This is a genomic window from Variovorax sp. WDL1, assembly GCF_001541225.1.
In the GTDB taxonomy this organism is placed as follows: domain Bacteria; phylum Pseudomonadota; class Gammaproteobacteria; order Burkholderiales; family Burkholderiaceae_C; genus Variovorax.
In genome coordinates this window covers 25,503-50,794 of the sequence record NZ_LMTS01000071.1, presented here as the reverse complement: position 1 = coordinate 50,794, position 25,292 = coordinate 25,503, and the positions used below count along the sequence as shown (strand labels likewise).

22 protein-coding genes are annotated in these 25,292 nt (G+C 68.3%); 8 read left to right on the top strand and 14 right to left on the bottom strand.

Going from position 1 to position 25,292, the window contains the following annotated elements; genetic code table 11:
- A partial coding sequence (locus APY03_RS09920; RefSeq protein ID WP_157103396.1) for a LysR substrate-binding domain-containing protein occupies nt 1-805 on the top strand: 805 nt, incomplete at its 5' end.
- A 49-nt stretch (nt 806-854) separates the two neighbouring features.
- A complete protein-coding gene (locus tag APY03_RS09915) occupies nt 855-1,346 on the top strand; it encodes a thermonuclease family protein (RefSeq protein ID WP_068676304.1) in 492 nt (163 codons plus the stop codon).
- Nucleotides 1,347-1,391: 45 nt separating this feature from the next.
- Here APY03_RS09915 and APY03_RS09910 read toward each other — a convergent pair whose 3' ends face one another.
- Nucleotides 1,392-2,708 carry a hemolysin family protein gene (locus APY03_RS09910; protein WP_068676302.1) on the bottom strand — a complete coding sequence of 439 codons (1,317 nt, stop codon included), beginning with the start codon at nt 2,706-2,708 and terminating at the stop codon, nt 1,392-1,394.
- A gap of 24 nt (nt 2,709-2,732) precedes the next feature.
- Between APY03_RS09910 and APY03_RS09905 the strand changes: the two genes are divergently transcribed.
- Entirely contained in the window at nt 2,733-3,575 is an 843-nt protein-coding gene (locus APY03_RS09905; protein WP_068676300.1) for a symmetrical bis(5'-nucleosyl)-tetraphosphatase, read from the top strand.
- 13 nt (nt 3,576-3,588) lie between these two features.
- Here the strand turns inward: APY03_RS09905 and APY03_RS09900 are convergent, their stop codons facing one another.
- The 4 genes from APY03_RS09900 to guaD all read right to left on the bottom strand — a co-directional run bounded on the left by APY03_RS09900 (nt 3,589) and on the right by guaD (nt 8,101).
- A complete protein-coding gene (locus APY03_RS09900) occupies nt 3,589-5,055 on the bottom strand; it encodes a DEAD/DEAH box helicase (protein WP_068676298.1) in 1,467 nt (488 codons plus the stop codon).
- 94 nt (nt 5,056-5,149) lie between these two features.
- On the bottom strand, nt 5,150-6,028 hold the full coding sequence (gene ypfJ, locus APY03_RS09895) for a KPN_02809 family neutral zinc metallopeptidase (RefSeq protein WP_068676296.1): 879 nt from the start codon (nt 6,026-6,028) through the stop codon (nt 5,150-5,152).
- Between the two features lie 156 nt (nt 6,029-6,184).
- Nucleotides 6,185-6,751, bottom strand: coding sequence for a dCTP deaminase (gene dcd / locus APY03_RS09890; protein WP_068676294.1), 567 nt, complete (start codon nt 6,749-6,751; stop codon nt 6,185-6,187).
- A gap of 60 nt (nt 6,752-6,811) precedes the next feature.
- Entirely contained in the window at nt 6,812-8,101 is a 1,290-nt protein-coding gene (gene guaD, locus APY03_RS09885) for a guanine deaminase (RefSeq protein WP_068676292.1), read from the bottom strand.
- A 176-nt stretch (nt 8,102-8,277) separates the two neighbouring features.
- On the opposite strand from guaD, the gene APY03_RS09880 reads away from it, so the two are divergent.
- Complete coding sequence (locus tag APY03_RS09880) at nt 8,278-9,432, top strand: glycosyltransferase family 4 protein (protein ID WP_083944251.1); 1,155 nt, start codon at nt 8,278-8,280, stop codon at nt 9,430-9,432.
- A complete protein-coding gene (locus tag APY03_RS09875) occupies nt 9,429-10,091 on the top strand; it encodes an acyltransferase (RefSeq protein ID WP_068676290.1) in 663 nt (220 codons plus the stop codon). Before APY03_RS09880 ends, APY03_RS09875 begins: the two co-directional genes overlap by 4 nt.
- Before the next feature lie 15 nt (nt 10,092-10,106).
- Here the strand turns inward: APY03_RS09875 and APY03_RS09870 are convergent, their stop codons facing one another.
- On the bottom strand, nt 10,107-11,195 hold the full coding sequence (locus APY03_RS09870) for a BMP family ABC transporter substrate-binding protein (RefSeq protein WP_068676288.1): 1,089 nt from the start codon (nt 11,193-11,195) through the stop codon (nt 10,107-10,109).
- Between APY03_RS09870 and APY03_RS09865 the strand changes: the two genes are divergently transcribed.
- A complete protein-coding gene (locus APY03_RS09865; protein WP_068676286.1) occupies nt 11,194-11,439 on the top strand; it encodes a hypothetical protein in 246 nt (81 codons plus the stop codon). The genes APY03_RS09870 and APY03_RS09865 overlap by 2 nt on opposite strands.
- Nucleotides 11,436-12,179, top strand: coding sequence for an EAL domain-containing protein (locus APY03_RS09860; RefSeq protein ID WP_232081266.1), 744 nt, complete (start codon nt 11,436-11,438; stop codon nt 12,177-12,179). The genes APY03_RS09865 and APY03_RS09860 overlap by 4 nt, the downstream gene beginning before the upstream one ends.
- Nucleotides 12,180-12,217: 38 nt before the next feature.
- Here the strand turns inward: APY03_RS09860 and APY03_RS09855 are convergent, their stop codons facing one another.
- Complete coding sequence (locus APY03_RS09855) at nt 12,218-14,101, bottom strand: GspE/PulE family protein (RefSeq protein WP_068676284.1); 1,884 nt, start codon at nt 14,099-14,101, stop codon at nt 12,218-12,220.
- A 110-nt stretch (nt 14,102-14,211) separates the two neighbouring features.
- Entirely contained in the window at nt 14,212-17,307 is a 3,096-nt protein-coding gene (locus APY03_RS09850; RefSeq protein ID WP_232324215.1) for a sensor domain-containing diguanylate cyclase, read from the bottom strand.
- Nucleotides 17,308-17,551: 244 nt separating this feature from the next.
- Between APY03_RS09850 and APY03_RS09845 the strand changes: the two genes are divergently transcribed.
- Nucleotides 17,552-17,938 (top strand): hypothetical protein, encoded by a 387-nt coding sequence (locus tag APY03_RS09845; RefSeq protein ID WP_146039688.1) that lies wholly within the window; start codon nt 17,552-17,554, stop codon nt 17,936-17,938.
- 281 nt (nt 17,939-18,219) lie between these two features.
- Here the strand turns inward: APY03_RS09845 and APY03_RS09840 are convergent, their stop codons facing one another.
- From APY03_RS09840 to APY03_RS09815, 6 genes are all read right to left on the bottom strand, one after another.
- Nucleotides 18,220-19,272: an adenosine deaminase gene (locus APY03_RS09840; RefSeq protein ID WP_068676280.1), complete on the bottom strand. Its 1,053-nt coding sequence runs from the start codon at nt 19,270-19,272 to the stop codon at nt 18,220-18,222.
- A gap of 2 nt (nt 19,273-19,274) precedes the next feature.
- Nucleotides 19,275-20,258, bottom strand: coding sequence for an aromatic ring-hydroxylating oxygenase subunit alpha (locus APY03_RS09835; protein ID WP_068676278.1), 984 nt, complete (start codon nt 20,256-20,258; stop codon nt 19,275-19,277).
- Between the two features lie 91 nt (nt 20,259-20,349).
- Entirely contained in the window at nt 20,350-21,519 is a 1,170-nt protein-coding gene (locus tag APY03_RS09830) for a BMP family ABC transporter substrate-binding protein (protein WP_068676276.1), read from the bottom strand.
- 47 nt (nt 21,520-21,566) lie between these two features.
- Nucleotides 21,567-22,487, bottom strand: coding sequence for an ABC transporter permease (locus APY03_RS09825; RefSeq protein WP_068676339.1), 921 nt, complete (start codon nt 22,485-22,487; stop codon nt 21,567-21,569).
- Nucleotides 22,488-22,572: 85 nt separating this feature from the next.
- Entirely contained in the window at nt 22,573-23,727 is a 1,155-nt protein-coding gene (locus APY03_RS09820; RefSeq protein WP_068676274.1) for an ABC transporter permease, read from the bottom strand.
- Nucleotides 23,720-25,258, bottom strand: a complete 1,539-nt coding sequence (locus APY03_RS09815; RefSeq protein ID WP_068676272.1) for an ABC transporter ATP-binding protein — start codon at nt 25,256-25,258, stop codon at nt 23,720-23,722. Before APY03_RS09815 ends, APY03_RS09820 begins: the two co-directional genes overlap by 8 nt.
- Nucleotides 25,259-25,292: the final 34 nt, after the last annotated feature.

The window sequence follows — 25,292 nt, the reverse complement described above, 5'->3', positions numbered from 1 at the left end:
GAGCCAGCCGGCCGTGTCGCAGTGGCTGGCCGAGGTCGAGGCGGCGCTGGGCGTGCCGCTGTTCCTGCGGGGTCGGCAGATCCGGCCCAGCCCCTATCTGCCTGTGGCGCTGCGCCATGCGCGGCGCGTGGTGGCGGACTCACGCCAGCTGCAGCAGGAGCTTGCGGCGGTGGCGGCCGGCACGCTGGGCGCGGTGCGCATCGGCAGCATGCTGGTAACCAGCGCCTACCTGCTGCCGCGCGCGCTGCTCGCGCTGGAGAAGCAGCCGCAGCCGCTGCGCATCGAGGTGGTGGAGGATACGGCCGCGGGCCTGTGGGCACGCTTCGAGCGCCGCGAGCTGGACCTGATCGTGGGCCGCCTGGACGAGCGGGCCTTCGGGCCCCACGTGCACAGCGAGGCGCTGTTCAAGGACCCGCATTGCGTGGTGACGGGCCGCAGGCATCCGCTGCTGCGCGCCGCCGGGGTGACGTGGGCGAAGGCGGCGGCCCATCCGTGGATCCTTCCGCCGCGGCACACGGCGCTGCGCCGGGCGATCGACGCCACCTTCGTCGAGCAGGGCCTCGCGCCGCCCGAGCCCTGGATCGAATCGACCTCCCCCACGCTCAACCAGGCGCTGATGCGCGAGAGCCGCTGCATCGGCGTGCTCTCCGGTGCCGCGGCGCACCACTACCAGCGCTTGGGGATGCTGGCGATCCTGGCGCTGTCGCTGGGCTCCGACGTGGGGCCGGTGGGCATGGTGTGGGACCGGCAGGAGCCCAGCCCCGCGCTGGCGCGGGTGCTGCAGGCCCTGCGCGAGGCGGCGTAGATGGCGGCCTGCATCGGGCAGAACCTTTAGCATCGGCAGCTTTGGCCTGATGCTTTCCGCCACTCTCTTCTGCCTGGTCGTCGCCATCAGCGACGGCGACTCCCTCAGGGTCCGCTGCGGCGAGCCTGGCGCCTATCGCCAGCTCACCGTGCGGCTGCATGCCATCGACGCGCCCGAGCTGAAACAGCCCTTCGGCCGGCGCGCCAAGCAGGCGCTGTCCCAGATGGCCTACCGCAAGACGGCGCGGCTGGACTGCAAACACGACGAGGACCGCTACCACCGCCGCGTTTGCCGCGTGCAGGTGGCACCGAACTCCTGTTCCGAGGCCCGCTGCGCGAAGACGCTGGATGCCGGCCTCGCAATGCTCACCGTCGGCATGGCCTGGTGGTCGCGTGCCTATGCCGACGAACAGAGCCTCACCGAGCGCGGCCAGTACGAGTTCGCGGAGTTCGAGGCCAAGGCCCGGCGCGCGGGGCTGTGGGCCGACCGCCGCCCGGTGCCGCCCTGGAGGTGGCGCGCCGAGCATCCGCGGCCGCGCTGAATCGGGGAGAGCCTTCGTTCGCGCTTCCGCCAGCGTGCGCTGTCCTCAGGCCGCCACGTTCTGGGCCGCCGCGGCTATCGAACGGGCCAGCACCCGGTCGATGCGCTTGCCGTCCAGCGCCACGATCCGGAAGCGCCAGCCCTCGCAGTCGATTTCCTCGTTCACCTCGGGCAGGTGGCCGGCCACGAAGATCAGCAACCCGGCCACCGTGTTGTAGCGGCCGCGGTCCTCGTCGGGCAGCTCGCGGATGCCCAGGCGCGCACGCAGCTCGGCCACGGGCATCAGCCCGTCGAGCTCCCACACGCCATCGGGCCGCTTGTGGGCCCACGCGTCGCCCTGGGTGGCGGTCTGCAGCTCGCCGGTGATGGCTTCGAGCAAGTCGCCCGGCGTCATCAGCCCCTGCACCACGCCGTACTCGTCGACCACGAACACCAGGCGCGCGGCGCGCGCGCGGAACTGCTCGAGCAGCTCCATGCCGGTGAGAGTCTCGGGCACGAAGATCGCCGGCTGCGCCGCTTCCTCGATGGTGCCGGTGTGCGCGAGGCCCAGCGCCAGCAGCCGGGCCACGCTGATGGTGCCGACCACGTCGTCCAGCGACCCGCGGCACACCGGGTACCACGAATGGACCTCGTCGCGCACCGCGTCCACCGACACCTTCCGAAGGGCCTCCTCGACGCTGGCGGAAGCTTCCAGCCAGTCGATGTCGGCGCGCGGCACCATCAGCGAGCTGAGGCGCCGGTCGTCCAGGTGGAACACGTTGCGCACCATCTGGTGCTCGTGCATCTCGATGACGCCGGCGTCCACGCCCTCCTCCAGGCTGGCCGAGATCTCCTCCTCCGTCACCATGCGGCCGGCGTTCAGGTCGATGCGCAGCAGCTTGAGGATTGCGGCCGTGGCGCCCGACAGCAGCAGCACGAAGGGCTTGGCTGCGGCGGCCAGCATGTGCATCGGGCGTGCGACGTGGCGTGCCACCGGCTCGGGATAGAGCTGGCCGATGCGCTTGGGCACCAGCTCGCCGAAGATGATGGTGAAGAAGGTGATGCAGCTCACCACCACGGCGGTGGACACGAAGCTGGCTGCCCCCGGACCCATGCCCGCGCCCTCCATCCAGATGGCCAGCGGCCCGGCGAAGGCGGCCTCGCCGACGATGCCGCTCAGCATGCCGATCGAGGTGATGCCGATCTGCACGGTCGAGAGGAACTGCGTGGGCGACTCCATGAGGTCCAGCGCGGCCGCGGCGCCCGCATCCCCCGTTTCGGCCAGCGCGGCAAGGCGCGCCCGGCGGCTGGTGGACAGGGCCATTTCGGACATTGCGAACAACGCGTTGAGCGTGGTCAGCAAGGCCAGGAGAAAAACATCCATGGAGGCGGGGGAGAATGGGGACCCATGGCACTTTACTTGATCGGCGATGTGCAGGGCTGCGACGAACCCCTGGCGCGCCTGCTCGACCGCATCGCCTTCTCCCCCAGCCGCGATCAGCTCGTCCTGCTGGGCGACCTGGTCAACCGCGGCCCCGACTCGCTGGCCGTGCTGCGGCGCATGCAGCGCCTGGACGGCGCCGCGCAGAGCCTGCTGGGCAACCACGACCTGCACTTGCTGGGCGTGGCCCAGGGCGCGCGCAAGCACGGCCGCAAGGACACCCTGGGCGAAGTGCTGGCCGCGCCTGACCGCGAGGCCCTGCTCGACTGGTTGCGCCGGCAACCGATGGCATTGCATCGCGAACTGGCCGATGGCGAGCTGCTGATGGTGCATGCGGGCGTGCTGCCGCAATGGAGCCTTGCGGACACGCTTGCGCTGGCGGCGGAGCTCGAATCGGTGCTGCGCGGCCCCGCCTGGACCGAGTTCCTCCAGACCATGTACGGCAACGAACCCGCGCAGTGGAGCGATGCGCTCAGCGGCAGCGCACGCCTGCGCGTCATCGTCAATGCCCTGACGCGGCTGCGCTTCTGCAGCGCGGAGGGCGTGATGGAGTTCGAGACCAAGGACGGATCAGGCGCGCCCCCCGCGGGCTTCATGCCCTGGTTCGACGTGCCGGGGCGGCGCACTGCGAAGCTCACGGTCGCCTTCGGCCACTGGTCGACGCTGGGCTGGCTGTCGCGGCCCGACCTGCTGTCCACCGACACGGGCTGCGTCTGGGGCGGCTGCCTGAGCGCGGTGCGCATCGGCGCGACGGCGGCGGATCGGGAACTGATCCAGGTGCGCTGCGCGCAGGCGCAGAAGCCCGGCTGAGCGCAGCGCGGGTTCAGTTCGGCTGCGACTCCGAGGCCTTGAACAGCGCCGGGACCTTGCGCTTGCTCTTGATGTTGCTCGAGAGGCCTCGCGCAGGCGTTGCCTTGGCAGCAGCCTCCCAGGAAGGCGCAGCCTCCCGCTCCGGGCTCTCGTAGGGCTTCTCGAAGAACGGATCGCGCGGCGCAGCGGGTGCGCGGTGCGGCCGTGCGCCGCGCCCGAAGCGGGCTTCGCCGTTGCGCTCGCGTGGCTGGTCGAGCACGTCGCGCGCGTCGCCGGCCTCGCCCTCTTCGCGCCAGTGGCGGCGCCCGTCGTTGATGCGCCCGCGCGGTCGGTCTTCCTCGAACTCCACCGGTTCCAGCTCGATCTTCTTCTTGATCAACTTCTCGATGTCGGCGACCAGCCGCACGTCGTTGCCGCCGCTGGCGAAGCTCACCGCCAGGCCCGAGGCGCCGGCGCGGCCGGTGCGGCCGATCCGGTGAACGTAATCCTCGGCGTTGAAGGGGATGTCGAAGTTGAAGACTGCCGGCACGTCCTTGATGTCGAGGCCGCGCGCCGCCACGTCGGTGGCCACCAGCAGGTCGACCTCGCCGGCCTTGAAGGCGGCCAGCGACTTCAGGCGCTCGTCCTGGCTCTTGTCGCCGTGCAGTGCCGTGGTGTTGAGCCCTTCGCGCTCGAGCGAGCGTGCAAGCCGCGCACAGCCCAGCTTGCTGTTGACGAAAACGAAGGCCTGCTTGAGGCCACGCTGCCGAAGGATCTGCTTCAGCGCGCGGCGCTTGTCGTCGTCGCTGACGCTGTAGAAATGCTGCTCCACGGTGGAGGCCGTCTCGTTCGGACGCGCCACCTCGATGGTGACCGGGTTCTGCAGGTAGCTGCCGGCCAGGCGCCTGATCTCGGGAGAGAAGGTGGCCGAGAACAGCAGGGTGGTGCGCTGCTTGGGCAGGTACGAGAGGATGCGCTGCAGGTCAGGAAGGAAGCCGATGTCGAGCATGCGGTCGGCCTCGTCGAGCACGACGTACTCGACCTGGTTGAGCACCGCGTTCTTGGCCTCGATGTGGTCCAGCAGCCGGCCCGGCGTGGCCACGAGGACCTCGACACCCCTCTTGAGCTCCAGCGTCTGCGGCTTCATGTCGATGCCGCCGAACACCACTGTGCTTCGCAGGTTGGTGTACTTGGCGTAGAGCTTGACCTGCTGCGCGACCTGGTCGGCCAGCTCGCGCGTGGGCAGCAGCACCAGCGCACGCACCGGATGGCGCGCCGGCGAAGTCGAGCTGTTCTCGTGCTTGAGCATGCGCTGGAGCAGGGGCAGCGAGAAGGCCGCCGTCTTGCCGGTGCCGGTCTGCGCAGCGCCCATCACGTCCTGACCCGCGAGCACCACCGGAATGGCCTGCTCCTGGATCGGCGTCATGCTCTCGTAGCCCATTTCGGCCACCGCGCGCGCCAGCGGTTCGGCCAGGGAAAGATTGGAGAAGGAACTGGTCATGAAGCCCGCTATTGTCGCACTGCGGCAAAAAACGGGGATGACAGTGCGGTGACTGGTCCGATTGCTCTCTTTTGGATAGCACCCGAGCTCCGCCTCAAAGGCTCCGCGCGGCGAAGGTGTCGCAATCCTGGATCTTGCCGCTCTTGTAGCCCGCTCCGAACCAGCGCTGGCGTTGCGCGCTGGAGCCATGGGTGAAGCTGTCGGGGACCACGGCCCGGCCGGCCGAGCGCTGGAGGGCGTCGTCGCCGATCTTGGCCGCGGCATTCATCGCGGCCTCGATGTCGCCCGGGTCCAGCCAGCGCTTGGACTCCTGGGAATGGTGGGCCCAGACGCCGGCGAAGCAGTCGGCCTGCAGTTCGACGCGCACGCTCAACGCGTTGTTCTGCGCCTGGCTCAGGCGGCCGCGCATCTGGTCGACCTTGCCGGTGACGCCCAGTTCGTCCTGGACATGGTGGCCCACCTCGTGCGCGATCACGTAGGCGCGGGCGAATTCGCCGGGCGCGCCCAGTTGGCGCGAGAGGGTGTCGTAGAAGCTCAGGTCGATGTAGACCTTCTTGTCGCCCGGACAGTAGAAGGGGCCCATGGCTGCCTGGCCGGCGCCGCAGGCCGTGGGCGTGGCGCCGCGGAACAGCACCAGGCGCGTCGGCGTGTACGTGCTGCCGTTCTGGCGGAAGATGCCGCTCCACACCACCTCGGTGTTGCGCAGCACGGTGGAAACGAAGGCGGCCTCGCGATCCTCCGCCGGCGGCTTCTGGGCCGGGCCCTGCTGCTGCACCTGGGCCGGCGGCTCGCCGCCGCTCATCATCCCCAGCAGGGTGAGCGGATTGATGCCGAAGATCCACCCTGCAATAAGGGCGACCACGATGGTGCCCACCCCGACGCTGCGCCCACCGATCGGCAGCCCGCCGAAGCCCCCGCCCCCACTGCGGCGGTCTTCGACGTGGTCCGATTGTTCGTTGCCTTCCCATCTCATGACGCGTCTCCTTGCCGCCCGCGAACGGCTGCTGCTCGCCGATGGTACGCGCTCGATATGGAGCACATCCCTGGCCAAAAATTCTTGCGCAGGCCAGATGGGGCCGCACAGGCGGGGAGGCGCGAGCGCGTGCAGGACAGCGCCGCGAGAATCCGATCAGGCCTTGGGCAGGGTCACGCCGCGCTGGCCCTGGTACTTGCCGCCGCGGTCCTTGTAGCTGATCTCGCAGACTTCGTCGCTCTCGAAGAAGAGCACCTGGGCGCAGCCCTCGCCGGCGTAGATCTTGGCCGGCAGCGGTGTGGTGTTGCTGAACTCCAGCGTCACGTAGCCTTCCCATTCGGGCTCGAAGGGGGTGACGTTGACGATGATCCCGCAGCGCGCGTAGGTGCTCTTGCCCAGGCAGATGGTCAGCACGTTGCGCGGGATGCGGAAGTACTCCACCGTGCGGGCCAGGGCGAAGCTGTTGGGCGGGATGATGCAGGAGTCGCCGTGGAAGTCGACGAAGCTCTTCTCATCGAAGTTCTTCGGGTCGACAACCGTGCTGTGGATGTTGGTGAAGACCTTGAACTCGGGTGCGCAGCGGATGTCGTAGCCGTAGCTGGAGGTGCCGTAGCTGATGATGCGGTGGCCGTCCTGCTCGCGGATCTGCCCCGGCTCGAAGGGCTCGATCATGCCGTTCTTCTCGGCCATGCGCCGGATCCACTTGTCGCTCTTGATGCTCATGTTCGGGGTCCTTCCTTGGGGCCGCTATTCTAGGCAGCGGCTCCCGCCCGCCCGACCGCCTCAAGTGTCCGAGGCTTCGGAGATCACGGTGCGCTCGACCAGCCGATCGTCCCCCAGGACGATCATCGCGAACAGCAGTTCCTCCAGGCTGTCCGCCCGCGCCGTCTTGCGCGCGAGCATCGGCGTGGCCTTGGGGTCGAGCACCAGGAAATCGGCCTCGCAACCCGGCTGCAGGTTGCCGATGACGCCCTCCAGCCCGAGGGCCCGCGCCGCGCCGCCGGTGTGGCGCCACCACAGCTGGGAGGGCGCGATGCTGACGCCCGGCTTGGTCTGGCCCTCGCGGCCCACGTAGTAGGCGGCCAGCATGGTCGAGAAGGGGCTGAAGCTGGTGCCGCCACCGACGTCGCTGGCCAGGCCGTACGCGCAGCCGATGCGGTCGGCCCCCTCGAAGTCGAAGAAGCCGCTGCCGAGGAACAGGTTGCTGGTCGGGCTCACGGCGGCAGCGGTGCCGGTCTCTCGCATCAGGCGCCGGTCGTCGTCGTCGAAATGGATGCAGTGGGCATACACGGCGCGCTCGCGCATCAGGCCGAAGCCCTGGTAGACGTCGAGGTAGGAACGAGCGCCCGGGAAAAGCTCACGCGCCCACTTCACCTCGTCCTTGTTCTCGGCCACGTGCGAGTGGATCCAGGTGTCGGGGTATCTGGCGGCCAGCTCGCCCGCGCCGCGCAGCTGTGCGTCGGTGCTGGTGGGGGCGAAGCGCGGGGTGATCGCGTAGCCCAGCCGGTCCACGTCGTGCCAGCGGCGAATCAGCGATTCGGTGTCGATCAGGCTCTGTTCGGTCTGGTCGCGCACACCGTCGGGCGAATGGCGGTCCTGCAGTACCTTCCCGGTGATCATCCGCAGCGAACGGCGCTGCGCCTCCTCGAAGAAGGCCTGCACCGAGGCCGGATGCGAGGTCGCGAAGGTCAGGGAGGTGGTGACGCCGTTGCGCAGCAGCTCGTCGAAGAAGACCTCGGCCACCTCGGCCGCATGGGCGGGCTCGGCGAAGCGGCTCTCGGCCGGAAAGGTGTAGTTCTCGAGCCAGGGCAGCAGGCCCTCGGAGGGCGCGCCGATGATGTCGGTCTGCGGGAAGTGGATGTGCATGTCCACGAAGCCCGGCGCGATGATGCGGCCCGGCCAGTGCGTGACCGCCACGCCCGGATGGCGGGCGGCGACACTTGCGAAGGCGCCGGCATCCTGCACCCGCTGGCGGCCGGCGTCGTCGGGGCCGACGACCAGGAGGCCGTCCTGGTCGAAAACCGGCTGGCCGGCGGCGTCGAATCGCAAAAGGGAAGCACGGTAGGCTTGCATGGGCTGTGAGGGTAAGGCAGCGAGGCCCGGTACGAAATGTGCGAGCGCATATGGAGGCTATATGACAGCCCCCGCGTCCGTGGTCCACCCCCCAGGGTGCCCCTGCCGCTAGAACATAATTCTTTTTTCACCCCAACAGGAAAAGCGATGACTTCACGCGACGCAGACCGCCGCGCATGTCCAACATGAAAGTGCTCCTCATCGGGAACTACGTCCCCGACGGCCAGACCAGCATGCTGGCCTTCAAGCGCATCCTTGAACGCGAACTTCCCCGCAACGGCTGCGAGCTGCGCGTTCTGACGCCGCCGCGGCGCGTGCTGCGGGTGCCCACCTCCTCGCGGCTGTGGAAGTGGCTGGGATACGTGGACAAGTTCATCCTCTTCATCCCCACTCTCTCGCGCCACCTGCGCTGGGCCGATGTCGTGCACGTCGCGGACCACTCCAACGGCATGTACATCCCCTGGGTGAAGTCCAAGCCCAACGTCATCACCTGCCACGACGTCATCGCGGTGCAGGCCGCCAAGGGCATGGTCGATGGCTGGAACGTGGGCTGGACGGGCCGGCTGTTCCAGCGGCTCATTGCCAAGGGGCTGCGCACGGCCGACCTGGTGGCTTGCGTCTCGCACCTGACCCGGCGCGAGCTGCTGGCGCTGGGACTGGCCGAGGAAGCGCGGGTCACCGTGGTGCTCAACGGGCTCAACGACGATTTCCGGCCGGTGCCGCCCGAAGAGGCCCAGGGCCTGATCCGGCGCTTCGGTATCTCGGCCGGGGACAAGTTCCTGGTCCATGTCGGCTGGGACCTGGCGCGCAAGAACCGCCGCAAAGTGTTGGAGACCTTCATCGCGCTGCGCGAGCGCGCGGCGGCGAGCGGCCGGCCCGCGCCGGTGGAGCAACTGCTGTTCATCGGCCCGGAACTGGTGCCCGAGATGGCCGAGCTGGCTTGCAAGCACGGCGTGGCCGACCAGGTCAAGACCGTGCAAGGCGTCTCGCACGAGGAGTTGCGCGCGCTCTACGCCAGCGCGACCGCCCTGCTCTTCCCTTCGCTGCAGGAAGGCTTCGGCTGGCCGGTCATCGAGGCCCAGGCCTGCGGCTGCCCGGTCTTCACCTCCGACCTGGCGCCGATGAACGAGATCGGCGGCGAAGGCGCGGTCTACGTGGACCCCGACGACGCCGACGCCATGGCCGCCGCCATCGAGAACGCAGCACCGCGCTTTGCCGAGATGCGCCGGCTGGGCATCGAGAACGCCGCGCACTACTCGGCGCAGCGCATGGCCTCGAACTACGTGGCGACCTACCGCCGCGTGCTCGACGAACGGAAGGCCGCCCGGTGAAGCGGCTGCTGGGCCTCCTGGTGGTGTTCCTGCCCTGGACACTGAAGCGCGCGGTGCTGCGCCGCTTCTGGGGCTACGAGATCGCCGACGGCGCGCGCATCGGGCTCTCCTATGTCTTCCCGGGCCACCTGGTGATGGGCGAAGGGGCGTACATCGGCCACTTCAACGTCGCAATCCACCTGGGCCGGCTCGAGTGCGGCGCGCACTCGGTCATCGACCGCTCGAACTGGATCACCGGCCACCCGCCCGCCGGCGCCCATTTCAGGCATCGCACCGACCGCGACCCGACGCTTTCGCTGGGCGAGCATGCGGCCGTCACCAAGCAGCACATCATCGACTGCACCGACCGCGTCGACATCGGCGCCTTCACCACCGTCGCGGGCTACCACTCCCAGCTGATCACCCACGGCATCAACGTGCAGGAGAACCGGCAGGACTGCAAGCCCATCCGCATCGGCGCCTACTGCCTGGTGGGCACGCGGGTGACGGTGCTGGGCGGCGCCGCCCTGCCCGACCGTTCGATGCTGGGAGCGGGGTCGGTGCTCAACAAGGCGCACGGCGAGCCATACGCGGTCTATGCCGGCGCGCCGGCGGTGCAGGTGAAGAAGCTCGACCCCGAGGCTGCGTACTTCCACCGCGAGCGCGGCTTCGTGCACTGAGACGGCACGTCGGCGTCAGCGTGCGACTCGCCCCTCGACGCCCTCGACCAGCCAGTTCATCATGAGGATCTGGTCGTCGCGCAGCCCCGTGCCCTTGGCGATGACGACCCTGCCCTCGTTGTCGCGCACATCCTGGGCCGCGCGGAAGACCTGCAGCTTGCCGCTCGCGATGTCCTGCTGCCGTGCCAGCACCTCTTCCTGCACGGCCTTGGGCACCTTTGTGCCGAAATCGCCGACGCGGATCATTCCTTCCTTCACACCGCCCCAGATGCTGACCGGCTTCCAGGTGCCGTCGAGCACCGCCTTCGCGCGCCGGGTGTAGTAGCCGCCCCACTCGTGGGTGACGGCGACGATCTGCGCATCGGGCGCGACCTTGCGCATGTCGGAGTGGTAGGCCACAGCCAGCTTGCCCCGCTCCTGCGCCGCGGCCATCACGGCGGTAGAGCCGGTGTGGAAGGCGATCACGTCCACGTCCTGGTTGAACAGCGTCATCGCGGCGTCGCGCTCCCTCGGCGGATCGAACCAGGCGTCCAGCCACACGACCTTGACCCGCGCCTTCGGATCGACCGAGCGCATGCCCAGCGTGAAGGCATTGATGCCCTGCAGCACCTCGGGAATCGGAAAGCCCGCGACGTAGCCCGCGACATGGGTCTTGCTCATGCGACCCGCCGCCACGCCCGCCAGGTAGCGGCCCTGGTAGTAGCGGGCGTTCGCGGTGGCGACGTTGGATGCGGGCTTGTAGCCTGTGATGGACTCGAACTTCACGTCGGGGAAGTCGCGCGCCACCTTGAGGGTGGGCTCCATGTAGCCGAAGCTGGGCGTGAAGATCAGCTTGTGGCCCTGCTGCGCGAGATCGCGAATCACGCGCTCGGCATCGGAGCCCTCCGGCACGTTCTCGACATAAGTGGTCTTGACCTGGCCGCCGAGCGCCGCCTCGACGGACTTGCGGCCCTCCTCGTGCTGCCGCACCCAGCCGGCATCGGTGACGGGTGCGACATACACGAAGCCGATCTTGAGCGGATCGGCCCGGGCGTCGGATTGCGAAAAAGAAGGCGAAATGAAAAGACAGGCGGCCGCGAGCGCGGCGGCGAGGTTTTTGTACATGGTGTTCCTCTACATGGCCCCGAACAAAGGATCGGCGCTGCGGGGCAGCAGCGCCGGGGGCAGCATTTTAGGCGACGCGGAGGGCCGTGACTTCGTGTCGCTGCGCGGCCGCTTTGTGGCGCCGAAGCCGCGCGCCGGCGTCCGGGCACGCGCACAATGCGGGCGTGCAGGAATCTGCACCCACGCCCTGCGCCTGCCCCGGGGCACCTGCTCAACCACCGCCCGCGAGGATCATTTCCAGTGACTGCCCCGATCAGAGCCGACGCCGCTTTCCCGGGCGATGACTCGGTCTTCACGATGGCCTTCCAGCCCATCGTCGATCTCGCGCAGCGGGAAATCTTCGCGCACGAGGCATTGGTGCGCGGCATTTCCGGTGAAGGCGCTTCCGAGGTGCTCGCCCGCGTGGGCCCGCAAGACCGCTTTGCGTTCCACGAGGCCTGCCGCGTGAAGGCCATCGAGCTCGCGGCCGCGCTGGGCATGGAGTCCAGGCTGAGCCTCAACGTCATGCCCAACGACGTCGCCGGCCAGGAGGCCTGCTTCCGCACCGCCATGGCCACCGCCGGGCGCTGCAACTTCCCGATCCAGCGCCTGATGTTCGAGATCACCGAAGGCGAGCGCGTCGATGACCTGCCCGGCCTCGCCGCCACCTTCCGCACCTTCAAGCGCTACGGGTTCACCTCAGCGATCGACGATTTCGGCGCCGCCTATGCGAGCTTCGAGCTGCTCGCGGCCTTCCAGCCCGACGTCGTGAAGATCGACATGAGCCTGGTCCGCGACATCCACCTGGACCCGGTCCGCATCGCCATCGTGAAAGGCTTCGTGGCGACCTGCGACGAGCTCCAGATCCGCGTGATCGCGGAAGGGGTGGAGGCCTCGGAAGAAGTCCGTGCGCTGCGCGCGCTGGGCGTGGATCTCTTCCAGGGCTTCCTGTTCGCCAGGCCCGCCATCGCCGCACTGCCCGCCGTGGCATGGGACGCCGCCTAACCCGGCCCCGAGCCGATTGAGAAGGGGCCCGTACCGGCTCAGGCGTTGCTGGTCGCGCGCACCTCGTCGATCGTGGTCTGGCCGGACAGCACCTTGGCGATGCCGTCCTGGCGCAGGGTGCGCATGCCCTCGCGCAACGCCGCCTGCTGCAGCTCTTCCGCGCGGGCGCCGGCCTGCACCAGGCGGCGCAGTCCCTTGGACATCGTCATCAGCTCGTGGATGCCGACGCGGCCGCTGAACCCGGTGTCCTTGCAGTGCTTGCAGCCGGCGCTCGAGAAGCTCATGAGGCGCCCGTCGCTGGCATGGCGGCGCTGCCAGGAAGCGACCACCGCCTCCCGATCGGCCTGCGAGGCCTTCGCCGCGAAGGCATGGAGGTAGTCGGACACCAGCTCATCGATCTCCTCCGCCGTCAGGGGACGGCTGCTGATGCAGTGCGTGCAGAGGCGGCGCACCAGCCGCTGTGCCAGCACCGCCAGCAGCGAGTCCGCGAAATTGAAGGGGTCCATGCCCATGTCGAGCAGCCGCGTCACGGTCTCGGGGGCGCTGTTGGTGTGCAGGGTGGACAGCACGAGGTGCCCCGTCAGCGAGGCCTCGATGGCCATCTTCGCGGTCTCCTCGTCGCGGATCTCGCCGACCATGATCACGTCCGGATCGGCGCGCACGAAGGCCCGCAGCGCCTTGGCGAAGGTCCAGTCGATGCGGGGATTGACCTGCACCTGCCGCAGCCCCGGCTGGGTGATCTCGATCGGGTCTTCCGCGGTCCAGATCTTGCGCTCGGGCGTGTTGATGTGCATGAGCGCGGAGTGCAGCGTGGTGGTCTTGCCCGACCCGGTCGGCCCGACGCACAGCACCATGCCGTAGGGGCGCTCGACAGCCTCGGTGAGCCGCGCCAGGTTGCGCTGCGACAACCCCAGCGCATCGAGGGCGAGGGGTTTCGCCGACACCAGCAGGCGCATCACCACGTCTTCCAGGCCGCCGGTGGTCGGGACGGTCGCGACGCGCAGCTCGATGGGGTGCTGGGGCGAGAACTTGGCGAAATTGATCTTGCCGTCCTGCGGCTTGCGCTTTTCGCTGATGTCGAGGTCGCACATGATCTTCACGCGCGCGACGATCGCGTTGCGGTAGCTGGGCGGGAGCTCGAGGTAGGTGTAGAGCCTGCCGTCCCGGCGAAAGCGGATGCGCGTCTTCTCGCGCCCGGGATAGCTCTCGATGTGGATGTCCGACACGCCCTCGCGGTGCGCCTCCAGGATCATGCTGTTGATCATGCGCACCAGCGAGTTGTCCGACTGCTCGATCGGGGAGTCGTCGTCGACCGGTGGGCGAACCTCCTTCTCGAGGGTCTCCAGCAGTTCGCTGGTGCCCGCCAGGTCGAAGTCGATGCTCATCGGGTCGGCCGCGCCTGCACGCCCTTCGGCCTGGGCGCCGATCTTCTCGTAGGCCTTCTGCAGCACTGCGTCCAGATCGCGGCACTGGCCGATCACCGGCACCACCTTCATCTGCGCAATGAACTCGACCTCGTCGATGGCGGCGTGCCGGCTGGCAGGGTCGTCGAGCGCGAGCACGAGGCGGCCTTCGTGGATCATCAGCGGCATGACCTGCAGGCGCCGCGCGACGCCGTGACCGATCTTGCGCAAGGCCTCGGCCGCGGCCGTGAAGCGCTGGAGGTCGACCAGCGGGTAGCCCATCTTGCGCACCAGCGCAACCTGCAGCTGGGAGCGGTTGACCACGCCCATGCGCACCAGCGTCTCGCCAAGCGGCACGTTGCGATCGAGTTGCTGCTGCGCCAGCGCGGCCTCCAGTTGCTTCTCCGTGACCATGCCGAGCGAGACCAGCGCCTGGCCGATGCGCATGATCGGCATGCGGCTCTGGGCCTCGAGCTCCTTCAACAACTGATCCGGTGTGATGACTTCCGCAGACGACATGGCTTTGACCTCTTGTTCAGTTTTGCCTGGGGGATTCCGAGGTCCCCCGGCACGATTTCAGCACAGCTGCGCACGGCGCACGGGCGCACCCTTCGCGGCCATGAAAAAACTCAGTCCGCAGCGAGTACGAAAGTATTGCGCCCCGCCGCCTTGGCGCGGTAGAGCGCAGCGTCCGCGCGGGCCAGCAGTTCCGCCGTCGTGACGGTGGAGCCGGCGGGCAGATGGAAGGCGACGCCGATGCTGGTGGTGACGTCAAGGCTTCGGCCATCGAGCTGGAAGGCGGCTGCGTTGACGCATGTGATGACTTTCCTGGCCACCGTCGAGGCCGCCTCCGGCCGGTCGAGGTTCTCGAGCACGATCACGAACTCGTCGCCGGCCAGCCGGACCACGGTGTCGGTGCTTCTGACGCTGGCCTGCAGGCGCCGGGCAAACTCGGCCAGCACTTCGTCGCCCATTGCATGGCCGAGCGTGTCGTTGATGGACTTGAAATGGTCGATGTCGAGGAACATCAGGGCGAGCGCGCTTTGCGCGCGCGTGGCGCGTGCGATCGCCGCCGGGAGCAGCTCGTTGAAGGCCAGGCGGTTCGGCAGGCCGGTGAGCGTGTCCACCCGCGCCAGTTCGATCAGCTTGCGCTCCACCGCCTTGAGCTCGGTGATGTCCAGGCTGAGCGAGAAGATGCCATGGGTCGCCCCGTCGGGCCCGATGTCCGGCACGTAGATGACGTGTGTGACGCGATCGAAATCCCCCCGCCGGGTGGCCGCCTCGAACTCGACGCGCTCCCCCGCGAGTGCCCTCTCGATAGTTGCCCTGCGCGATTCGTACAGCTCGGGTCCCGCGACGTCACGGATATGGTGTCCCACCAGCTTGGCGGGATCGAGCCCCAGCCACTCCCGGTAGGTGCCGTTCGCGAAGGTGATCTTCTGCTCCCGGTCGATGTAGGTGATGAGCGCCGGCAGGTTGTCCGTGATGGTGCGCAGGCGCATCTCGCTCTCGGCCAGCAGCATCTCCGCCTCCTTCAACGCGGTGATGTTGAAGGTCATGACGTAGAAGCCCAGCACGCGTCCCTGAAGGTCCTTGTCCGGAATCAGGTTCACCTGGAAGTAGCCGTTCTTGCCGTGCAGCGGCGCCTCGACCGGGAAGCGTGCGGCCTCTCCCGCCAGCACGGTCGGAAGAAAGGGCAGGTGCTGCGCGTACACCGCCTCTCCCACCGCGGCGCGCAAGGTCACGCCGTCGAGCGGCCCATCGCCCAGGCCCGCCATCTGCCGTGCCCGGCTGTTGCCGTAGAGGCAGTTCTCATTGCGATCGAAATACCCCACCAGCGCCGGAATGCTGTCGGTGACGTCGCGCAGCCGCTTCTCCTGCTCGCCCAGGGCCTTGCGGACGTTCACCTCGTCGGTGATGTCGAAGGTCATGGAGAACACGCCTTGAACCATGCCGACATCGTCCTGGTCGGGGATGTAGTGGGCCTTGTAGGTCCGGCCACCGATCCCGAGCGCCGCATCGCCGGCCTTCTCGACGATCACTGTCTCCCCGGCGAGCGCGCGCCGATAGTAAGGCTCGACGACCGCGAAATCCGACGGGCCGCGCACCTGCGACATCGGCAGGCCCACGAACGCGTCGGACTTGTGCAGCGCCTTGACCTTGGCATTGACGAAGGTGTAGCGCAGCGAGGCGTCCACGTGCGAGACCAGCGCCGGAATGTTGTCGGCGATGATGCGGATCTGCGCCTCGCTGTGCGCGAGGCTCAGCTCGATGCGCTTGCGCTCCGTCACGTCGGAGGTCATCGCGTAGTAGCCGCGGACCGTGCCCGTCCGGTCCCGGTCGGGGATGAGCTCGGTCTGGAAGAAGCGGGGCTCCTCGCCCTGCCTGATGGAGCCCCGGCGTTCGAAGGTCACGGGCTCGCCGGCCAGCGCCCGCCGAAGATAGCGCTCCGGGATCACGCTGTAGTCGGCACCGCGCGCGTCCCGCATGGGCTTGCCCAGGAGATCGGCCGCGCTGCGGCCCAGCTTCTCGCACAGGCGGGCGTTGACGAAGGTGTAGCGGCCTTGCGCATCCGCATGCCACACCATCGCCGGCAGGTTGTCCGTGATATCCCGCAGGAATTTTTCGCTGGCTCGCCGCTGCTGCATGAGCTCGTCGAAGGTCCGCCAGAGGTCGCCGATCTCGTCGCGGGCATAGTTGCGGGGCGCGGTGGCCTCCGCTGGCGCGGCCTGCGCATCGAGCATGCGCCGGTGCAACTGCGAAAGCGGCTGCAGCTGACTCCGCACCACGGCCAGCGCGGCCGCGCCAGCCAGCATGGCCAGCACGATCGCCCCGCCCCAGGCCACGCGCTCGATGGCATCGATGTGCGCGAAGGCCTCCTTCTGCGGGTACACGGCACCCAGGATCCAGTCGGCCTGGCGGATGCGCTTGAAGGCGTACAGGGCACGCGCCCCGTCCTGGTCCAGCCCCTCGGTCGCGCCCTCGAACCCGGCGATCGCGCGCTGGATTTCGGTCTTGCCGGCACCGCCGGCGCCGGCTCGATCCAGCACCAGCTCCGGACGTGGATGATCGATCAAGGTGCCGTCCTTGGAGAGAATGAACAGGTGGCCCGTCTTGCCGAACTTGACCTCGGCCAGGTCGCCCAGGATGTTGCGCTCCTTCAGGTTGATGGAGCCGGAGATCACCAGGCGCACCTGGCCGGCGGCGTCCCGAACCGGCTGCGTGATGGCGACCTGTGCCAGGCCGTTGATCCGGTTGCGGTAAGGCGCCGAGATCACACCGGCGCCGGCGGAGAGCGTGTCCGCGAAATAGGAGCGGTCCTTGACGTTCGCGCGTCCGATGTTCTGCGCCCCGTTGAGGTTGGCGACGATCTCGCCGTCGATGTCGATGAACGCGACGTTGTCGAAGGCCTCGCGCAGCGACTGGTGCTTCTCCAGCAGGTGCTGCAGCGGCGCGGCGTTCGGGCCATCGTGCGACTGCACGCTCTCGGCGAGGGCCTTCAGCAAGGTCCGCCGGCCGACGAACTTCTGGTCGACCGCATCGGCGATGGCCGTCACCCGCGCGAACTCCTCGTTCGCGATCGATCCCTGCATGCTGGCCTTGGCAAGGTGCAAGGCAACGGTGGCGATCGCGAACGTCGCGGCCAGCACCACCGCCGCCACGCCGGCGCTCAGGCGCGTGTTCAAGCTGATGCGGAGGTTGCTGAAACCCGATTTCATCGACATGGTGGACCGGGCAGCATAAGCCAGACGGGCACACCGGCCACGGATGGGATGCACGGAGTCCAGGCCTTTGCCCCCGGTCAAGCTGAAAAGCGTGTGCGTGGCGCGGACGCCACCGCACCGATGCGAATCCGCAACTCCGTGGCTGCTCCCGGCACTACTTCACGCCGGTGCGATGCAACTGCCTCGATGCGGCAGTACCATGCCGATGACGAACCCTTCAGCGTTCGTGAAGCGGCAGGTCCTCATGAAAGCGCGTGTTGAATTGGGAGCATTTCTATCGGCGTCCGTCATCGGTATCTCCATGCCGGTCGAGGCCCAGACGGCACGACAGCCGGCGGCGCCCCATGCCGCGGAGCAGCAGGAAGCCGACTACCGCGTGATCGCGGCACGCTGTGGCACGCCAGCCTTCGAGAAAGGCTTCTTCAAGGACTCCAGGGCGGCAGTGGCAGCCGGGCTGGTCAACAAGAACCGGATGCCGGCCGACGTCGAGAAATCGGTCGAGGCGCTGCGGCGCAGCCCCTTCGTGCTGGTGGCGACCAATGCCGACTGCCCGAGCCAGCTGGCGCAGCTGAAGGAAGTGCAGAAGGCGCGCAAGGAAGCCATCCGCACCGGGCGCGCACGCAGGCCGTAGCGGCTGCTCTTCGACTGCGAACTGCCGCAGCGGCAGAAATACACGCTGTACCGAGGCGCTCGAGGCTCGGCCAGCCTGTCCCCTGTCGCATGACCAAAGTGCCTGGCGTTCCCGCAAGCAGAATGTCAGCCGAGGCGGCGCGTTCCTTCAGTTCGGCGTACTGTGTCCTGAATGCCGGCTCCTGCGGGCGGTTCAAGGTGCCTGGTGCAGGACTTCAGTTCCCAACAAGATCCATCTTTATGGGGTAACTTTGAACGCGGGCTCAGCGCGTTCACACCTTCTCACGCCTTGCCGAACTGCGCAAAGCTCTCGTTCAACCGGGCCATCCAGCCTGCCTTGGTCTGCGCATCGACGAAGCTGCCCTCGAAGCTGTTCGCCGCCAGCTGCCACGCATGCTGTGCCGTCAAGCCGGTTGCCGCGAAGGTCTGGACGAAGTTTTCGTTCATGTAGCCGCCGAAGTAGGCCGGGTCGTCCGAGTTCACCGTAGCGACCAGGCCGGCATCGAGCAGTTGGCCGAGGTTGTGCCGTGCCAGGTCAGGAAAGACGCAGAGCTTGAGGTTGGACAGCGGACAGACGGTCAGCGGGATGCGGTCCTGCGCCAGACGCTTCATCAGCGCCGGGTCCTTGGTGCTCTGCACGCCATGGTCGACCCGCTCGACCTTCAGCACGTCGAGCGCGCTCCACACGTAGGCAGGCGGCCCCTCTTCGCCCGCATGGGCGACCAGGTGAAAGCCCAGCTCGCGGCAGCGCGCGAACACGCGCGCGAACTTCTCGGGCGGGTGGCCGACCTCGCTGGAATCGAGGCCGATGCCGACGATCTTGTCTCGAAACGGCAGCGCCTGCTCCAGCGTGGCGAAGGCCTCCTCCTCGCTCAGGTGCCGCAGGAAGCACAGGATCAGCGCGGCGCTCACGCCCAGCTTCGCCTTCGCGTCGACGCAGGCGCGGTGCAGGCCGTCGATCACCGTCTGCATCGCGACGCCGCGCGCGGTGTGCGTCTGCGGGTCGAAGAACATCTCGGTGTGGACCACGTTGTCGGCGGCGGCGCGCTCGAGGTAGGCCCAGGCCATGTCGTGGAAGTCCTGCTCCTTCAGCAGCACGCTGGCACCGGCGTAGTAGATATCGAGGAAGCTCTGGAGATTGGTGAAGGCATAGGCGCGGCGCAGCTCCTCCACGCTGGCATAGGGAAGGGCCACGCCGTTGCGTTGCGCCAGCGCGAAGATCAGCTCGGGCTCCAGCGAGCCTTCGATGTGCATGTGCAGCTCGGCCTTCGGCATGGCGCGCAGCAGCGCGGGGAGGCGGTCGGCGGGGATGGGCGGAAGTGCGGGGGTCGTCATGGTCAGCAGACTCCGAATGTGATGCCGCGCGCCCTCAGGTGCCGGCGGTAGAAGGAGGAAGCCTTGTCGGCCGCAGTATGCAGCTCGGCGTGCAGGTCCAGCGGCAGGCTGCGCGGGCGCTGCGATTCGAGCACGGGCTTGTCCTGCAGGAAGATGGTGTCCTGGAAGGCGCGCAACTGCGCGTCGTCGCGCTCGAAATCGGCCGTGGCGAAGCGGAACCAGACGCGGCAGCGCTCAGGCTCCATCGGGCAGATGAAAAGCGCGATCGACTCCTGGTAGCCCTCGATGCCCACGCTCGCCGCCTCGGGCACCTTGGTCAGCACCGCGGCATAGGGCGCCGTGACCTCGTAGCGGTATTCGACCAGCGCGGGCGCGGTGGAGTTGATGGTCGACTGCGGCTGCCAGGCCTTGCAGCCGGTGGCGAGCAGGCCTCGGGGCGTGGCCTCGACGCGGTAGTCTCCGATGACCGTCATTTCGCGCGCGCCCAGCCAGCCTTCATGGACGAAGCCGAAGTGCGCCATGTCCAGGAAGTTCTCGACCAGCCGCGGCGCGCTGGTCTGGACCTCGTAGGGGCCGCAGTCGAGCTTGCGCAGGCGCGCATCGTGTTCGGCCGGGAAGGCCGGCAGCTCGCCGCCCTCGCCTTCCAGCCGAACCCACACCAGGCCATAGGCCTCCTGCGCCGCGTGGACGGTGGCGCGATGCGTGGCGGGCGGCACGAAGTCCGGCAGCGCCGGCACGTAGACGCTGCGTCCGCCGCTGGCGAATCGCCAGCCGTGGTACGGGCATTCGAGCGTGGCGCCGCCGTCGCAGACGCGCCCGAGCGAGAGCTGTGCGCCGCGATGCGGGCAGCGGTCGGCCCAGGCCTGCACGGCGCCCGCGGCGTCGCGCCACAGCACCAGGCTTTCGCCCAGCAGTTGCACCGCGAAGGGCGCCTGCGCGATCTCTCCGGCCAGTGCGACCGGATGCCAGAGTTCTCTTTCGATCATCGTGGGGAACGGAAATGCAAAAAGGGTTGCCGCTGCGGCAACCCTTCCAGGCGAAATCCGGGCCGGACGCCGCCGGGCCGGGGGGCCATGTCTACTTCTTGTCGCCGCCGGGGACCTTGCCTTCCACGCCCTTGACGTAGAAGTTCACTCCCGACAGGAACTTGTCGTCGGCGGCGGCGCCGGCAGCCACGAGCTCCTTGCCGTCCTGCCCGACGATGGGGCCCTTCCAGATCGAGAAGCTGCCGTCCTTCAGGCCCTTCTTGACCTCTTCGACCTTGGCCTTGGCCTCGGCCGGCACGTCCTCGGCGATGGAGACGATGTCGATCGCGCCTTCCTTCACGCCCCACCACGTCTGGCCGGTGGCCCACTTGCCGTCCAGCGCATCCTGCACCGCCTTGGTGTAGTACGGCGTCCAGTTGATGATGGCCGAAGCCAGGTGGGCCTTGGGGCCGTAGGCCGTCATGTCCGAGTCCCATCCGAAGGCGCGCTTGCCCTTTTCCTGCGCGGTCTTGAGCACGGCCGGCGAATCGGTGTTCTGGAACAGTACGTCGGCACCGCCGTTGATCAGCGCCGTCGCAGCCTCGGTCTCCTTCGGCGGGCTGAACCACTCGTTGACCCATACCACCTTGGTGGTGATCTTCGGGTTGACCGACTGCGCACCCATCGTGAAGGAGTTGATGTTGCGCAGCACCTCGGGGATCGGCACCGAGCCGACCACGCCCAGCGTGTTGCTCTTGGTCATCGAGCCCGCAATGATGCCGGCCATGTACGCGCCCTCGTAGGTGCGGCTGTCGTAGGTGCGCATGTTCTCGGCCGTCTTGTAGCCAGTGGCATGCTCGAACTTGACTTCCTTGTTGTCGTTGGCGACCTTGAGCATCGGCTCCATGTAGCCGAAGGTGGTGCCGAAGATCAGCTTGTTGCCCTGGCCCACCATGTCGCGGAACACGCGCTCGGCATCGGCCGACTCGGGCACGCTCTCGACGAAGGTGGTCTTGATCTTGCCGCCGAATTCCTTCTCGATGGCCTTGCGCGCGTTGTCGTGCGCAAAGGACCAGCCGCCGTCGCCCACCGGGCCCACATACGCGAACGCGACGTTCAGCGGTGCGGCGGGCGCGGGCGCCGCGGCGCTCGGCGCGGGCGCCGGTGCAGCGGGGGCCGGCGCCGGCGCTTCTTCCTTCTTGCCGCAGCCGATGAGCGCGGCGGAGGCCACCGCAGTCAGGGCAGCCATCTTGAGCAGGAGACGTTTGTTCATATCGTTCATTGGGGGAATCCTCGAAGGATGTTTGTCGGAAACAATTGTCAACGCGATTATGAGCCGGGGTAGAAGGGTTTCCCGATGGAAGCCGGCATGTTGATGCGGATGAAGGCGGGGTTGCGCGAGATCAGCGCCAGCACCACGATCGGGGCGATGTACTGCAGCATGCTGAGGAACTGGCTGGGCACGTCGACGCCCGTGCTCTGCAGGTGGAAGCCCAGCATCGAGACCCCGCCGAACAGATAGGCGCCCAGCAGCACGCGCACCGGCCGCCATGTCGCGAAGGTGGTGAGCGCCAGCGCGATCCAGCCGCGGCCGGCCACCATGCCCTCGACCCACAGCGGCGTGTAGACGGTCGAGAGATACGCGCCAGCCAGCCCGCACAGCGCGCCGCCCGCGATCACCGCCATGAAGCGGATGCGCCGCACCGGGTAGCCCAGCGCATGCGAGGACTCCGGCGACTCGCCCACCGAGCGCAGCACCAGCCCGGCGCGCGTGCGGTACAGGAACCAGATCAGCCCGATGGTCAGCAGCACCGCGAAATACACCATCGGGTGATGCCGGAACAACGCCGGCCCGACCAGCGGGATGTCCCCCAGCAGCGGCAGCGCGTAGCTGGTGCTCTCGGGCAGCTTGGCCTGCACGAAGTTGATGCCCGCGAAGGCCGAGAAGCCGACGCCGAAGAGGCTCAGTGCCAGGCCGGTCGCATACTGGTTGGTGTTGAGCCAGATCACCAGGACACCGAAGACGGCCGCCAGCAACGCGCCTGCCGCCATGCCGGCCGCGAAGCCCAGCCAGGGGTTGCGGGTGGTCACGACGGTGGCGAATCCGGCAATGGCGGCGCACAGCATCATGCCCTCGGCGCCGAGATTGACGATGCCGGCCTTCTCGTTGATCAGCAGGCCCAGCGCCGCGATCGCGAGCACGGTGCCGGCGCTGAGCGTGGAGCCCAGGAGGAGTGCGTAGCTTTCCATCATGCCTCCCGCCGGGCCGCCCCAAGGGAGGCATCGGCCCCCTCGGGGGGCAGCCAATACACGAACTGATGAGCGTGGGGGTTCATTAAATTGCTCCTTCCGTAGCCTGGACAGTGACAGGCGCCGTCAGCGGCGTGCTCGCCTGCAGCGACGAGGTGCCTGCAGGCGCGGCCACCGGCTTGGGTGCCGACTTGCGCCGGATGCGGTAGGCGATCAGCGTGTCGCAGGCCAGCAGCGTGAACAGCAGCAGCCCCTGGAACACGCCGGTCAGCGACTTGGGCAGCCCCAGGCGCGACTGCGCCAGCTCGCCGCCGATGTAGAACATGCTCATCAAGATGGCCGAGAAGATCATGCCCACCGGATGCAGCCGGCCGACAAAGGCCACGATGATGGCCGCGAAGCCGTAACCGGCCGGCACGTAGGGCGTGAGCTGCCCGATCGGGCCTGCCACTTCCAGCGCACCCGCCAGCCCGGCCGCGCCGCCCGAAGTGAGCAGCGCGATCCAGATCGCCCGCCGCGCCGAGAAGCCCGCGTAGCGCGCCGCCGCCGGCGCCAGCCCGCCGACCTGCTGTGCGAAGCCGGCCCGCGTGCGGAACAGGAACACCCACAGCGCCGCCGCGCCCAGCAGCGCGATGACGAGTCCGATGCTCACGCGCGAGCCCTTCATGAGCCGCGGGATCTGCGTCACCGCCTCGAAGGTCTTGGTCTGCGGGAAGTTGTAGCCCATCGGGTCCTTCCACGGGCCGTAGACCATGTAGCCCAGCAGCAGCGTCGCCACGTACACCAGCATCAGGCTCACGAGGATCTCGTTGGCGTTGAACCTGTCGCGAAGGAATGCGACGATGCCGGCCCACACCATGCCGCCCAGGATGCCGGCCACCAGGATCGCGGCCACGATCCACGAGCCGGTGGTCTTGTCGGCCATCAAGGCCACGCCGCCGGCCGCGATGGCGCCGAAGACGAACTGGCCCTCGGCGCCGATGTTCCACACGTTGGAGCGGAAGCACACGGCCAGGCCGAGCGCGATGATGAGCAGCGGCGTTGCCTTGACCATCAGCTCGCCCAGCGCATACCCGCTCTTGATGGCCTCCCAGAAAAAGACCGCGAGCCCCTTGACCGGGTCCTTCCCCAGTGCCGAGAACAGCGCCATGCCGATCAGCACCGTGATCAGCAACGCCAGGATCGGCGAGCCGTAGCTCCAGAAGCGCGAGAGCTGCGGACGGGGTTCGAGCTTAAGCATGGGCCACCTCCTCTTTCTTCGTCGCCTGGGGCGGGGCGCTCCAAAGGCCGCTCATCCACTCGCCGATCTGCGGCACCGTGGCGGCGGCGCGATCGACGGAGGGCGAGAGCCGGCCCTTGGCGATCACGTGCAGCCGGTCGCTGATGTCGAACAGCTCGTCCAGCTCCTCGCTCACCACCAGCACGGCGCAGCCGGCGTCGCGCAGGGCCAGGATCTCGCCGCGGATCAGTGCCGCCGCGCCGACGTCCACGCCCCAGGTGGGCTGGGAGACCACGAAGATCTTCGGGTCGGCGTCGATCTCGCGGCCGACGATGAACTTCTGCAGGTTGCCGCCCGAGAGCGAGCGCGCCGCCGCGCCCGGCCCGCCGGCCTTGACCTTGAAGCGCTCGATGATCCGCCCCGCATGCTGATGCAGCGCGCCGGTGCGGATCCAGCCCCCCTTCCCCACCGCGTTGCTGCGCGTGAGCAGCATGTTGTGCGCCAGGCTCAGCGTCGGCACCGCGCCGCGGCCCAGCCGCTCCTCGGGCACGAAGTGCAGGCCCAGCGCGCGCCGCCGGCGCGGACGGAAGTGCCCGGCCGGCTGGCCGAAGACCTCGATCATTCCGGCCTGGGCGCGCGTGTCCTCGCCGGAGAGCGCGTACAGGAGCTCCTTCTGGCCGTTGCCCGACACGCCCGCGATGCCCACCACCTCGCCGGCGCGCACCTCGAGCGAAACGCCGTCGAGGTCGACGCCGAACTGGTCCTCTCGCGGCAGCGTCAGGGCCTGGACCCGCAGAGCCACGGCCCCTGCATGCACCGGCCGGTGCTGCAAGGGCGGTGGTTCCGCACCGATCATCAGGCGTGACAGCGATTCGTTGCTCTCCTGGCGCGGGTCGCACACGCCCGTCACCTTGCCCCCGCGCAACACCGTGCAGGCGGTGCACAGCTCGCGAATCTCGTGCAGCTTGTGGCTGATGTAGAGGATGCTGCAGCCGTCGGCAGACAGCTTCTTCAGCACCACGAAGAGCTTCTGCACGGCCTGCGGCGTCAAGACCGACGTCGGCTCGTCGAGGATCAGCAGCTTGGGATCGGTCAGCAGCGCGCGGATGATCTCGACCCGCTGCATTTCGCCGACCGACAGCGTATGGACCGGCCGTGACGGGTCGATGTCGAGCCCGTACTCGCTTGCCTTGGCCGTGATGCGGCGCGTGACCTCGGCCAGGGTGAGGCTCTTGTCGAGCCCGAGCCAGACGTTCTCGGCGACGGTCAGGGTGTCGAACAGGCTGAAGTGCTGGAACACCATGCTGATGCCCAGCGCCCTCGCCTCCTGCGGGTTGCGCACGCTGACGGGCTGGCCGTTGAACATCACGCTGCCCTCGTCGGGTTTGACCGAGCCGTAGATGATCTTCATCAGCGTGGACTTGCCGGCGCCGTTCTCGCCGAGCACGGCATGGGTCTCGCCCGCCGCAACCGCAAGCGATACGTCGCTGTTGGCGACGACCGAGGGATAGCGCTTGGTGATGTTCGAAAGCTGGAGTCTGTGGATTGTCATGCCTATGCCTGGCCTCTGGGTTTCTGGATCGCCC

Coding starts and splice junctions, on each gene's coding strand:
- APY03_RS09865 (WP_068676286.1), top strand. CDS start 11,194: ATGGTGTTCCTCTACATGGCCCCGAACAAAGGATCGGCGCTGCGGGGC.
- APY03_RS09870 (WP_068676288.1), bottom strand. CDS start 11,195: ATGTACAAAAACCTCGCCGCCGCGCTCGCGGCCGCCTGTCTTTTCATT.
- APY03_RS09910 (WP_068676302.1), bottom strand. CDS start 2,708: ATGGATGTTTTTCTCCTGGCCTTGCTGACCACGCTCAACGCGTTGTTC.
- APY03_RS09905 (WP_068676300.1), top strand. CDS start 2,733: ATGGCACTTTACTTGATCGGCGATGTGCAGGGCTGCGACGAACCCCTG.
- APY03_RS09815 (WP_068676272.1), bottom strand. CDS start 25,258: ATGACAATCCACAGACTCCAGCTTTCGAACATCACCAAGCGCTATCCC.
- APY03_RS09835 (WP_068676278.1), bottom strand. CDS start 20,258: ATGATCGAAAGAGAACTCTGGCATCCGGTCGCACTGGCCGGAGAGATC.
- APY03_RS09855 (WP_068676284.1), bottom strand. CDS start 14,101: ATGTCGTCTGCGGAAGTCATCACACCGGATCAGTTGTTGAAGGAGCTC.
- APY03_RS09880 (WP_083944251.1), top strand. CDS start 8,278: ATGTCCAACATGAAAGTGCTCCTCATCGGGAACTACGTCCCCGACGGC.
- APY03_RS09915 (WP_068676304.1), top strand. CDS start 855: ATGCTTTCCGCCACTCTCTTCTGCCTGGTCGTCGCCATCAGCGACGGC.
- APY03_RS09825 (WP_068676339.1), bottom strand. CDS start 22,487: ATGGAAAGCTACGCACTCCTCCTGGGCTCCACGCTCAGCGCCGGCACC.
- APY03_RS09900 (WP_068676298.1), bottom strand. CDS start 5,055: ATGACCAGTTCCTTCTCCAATCTTTCCCTGGCCGAACCGCTGGCGCGC.
- APY03_RS09820 (WP_068676274.1), bottom strand. CDS start 23,727: ATGCTTAAGCTCGAACCCCGTCCGCAGCTCTCGCGCTTCTGGAGCTAC.
- APY03_RS09850 (WP_232324215.1), bottom strand. CDS start 17,307: ATGTCGATGAAATCGGGTTTCAGCAACCTCCGCATCAGCTTGAACACG.
- dcd (WP_068676294.1), bottom strand. CDS start 6,751: ATGAGCATCAAGAGCGACAAGTGGATCCGGCGCATGGCCGAGAAGAAC.
- APY03_RS09845 (WP_146039688.1), top strand. CDS start 17,552: ATGAAAGCGCGTGTTGAATTGGGAGCATTTCTATCGGCGTCCGTCATC.
- ypfJ (WP_068676296.1), bottom strand. CDS start 6,028: ATGAGATGGGAAGGCAACGAACAATCGGACCACGTCGAAGACCGCCGC.
- APY03_RS09830 (WP_068676276.1), bottom strand. CDS start 21,519: ATGAACGATATGAACAAACGTCTCCTGCTCAAGATGGCTGCCCTGACT.
- guaD (WP_068676292.1), bottom strand. CDS start 8,101: ATGCAAGCCTACCGTGCTTCCCTTTTGCGATTCGACGCCGCCGGCCAG.
- APY03_RS09840 (WP_068676280.1), bottom strand. CDS start 19,272: ATGACGACCCCCGCACTTCCGCCCATCCCCGCCGACCGCCTCCCCGCG.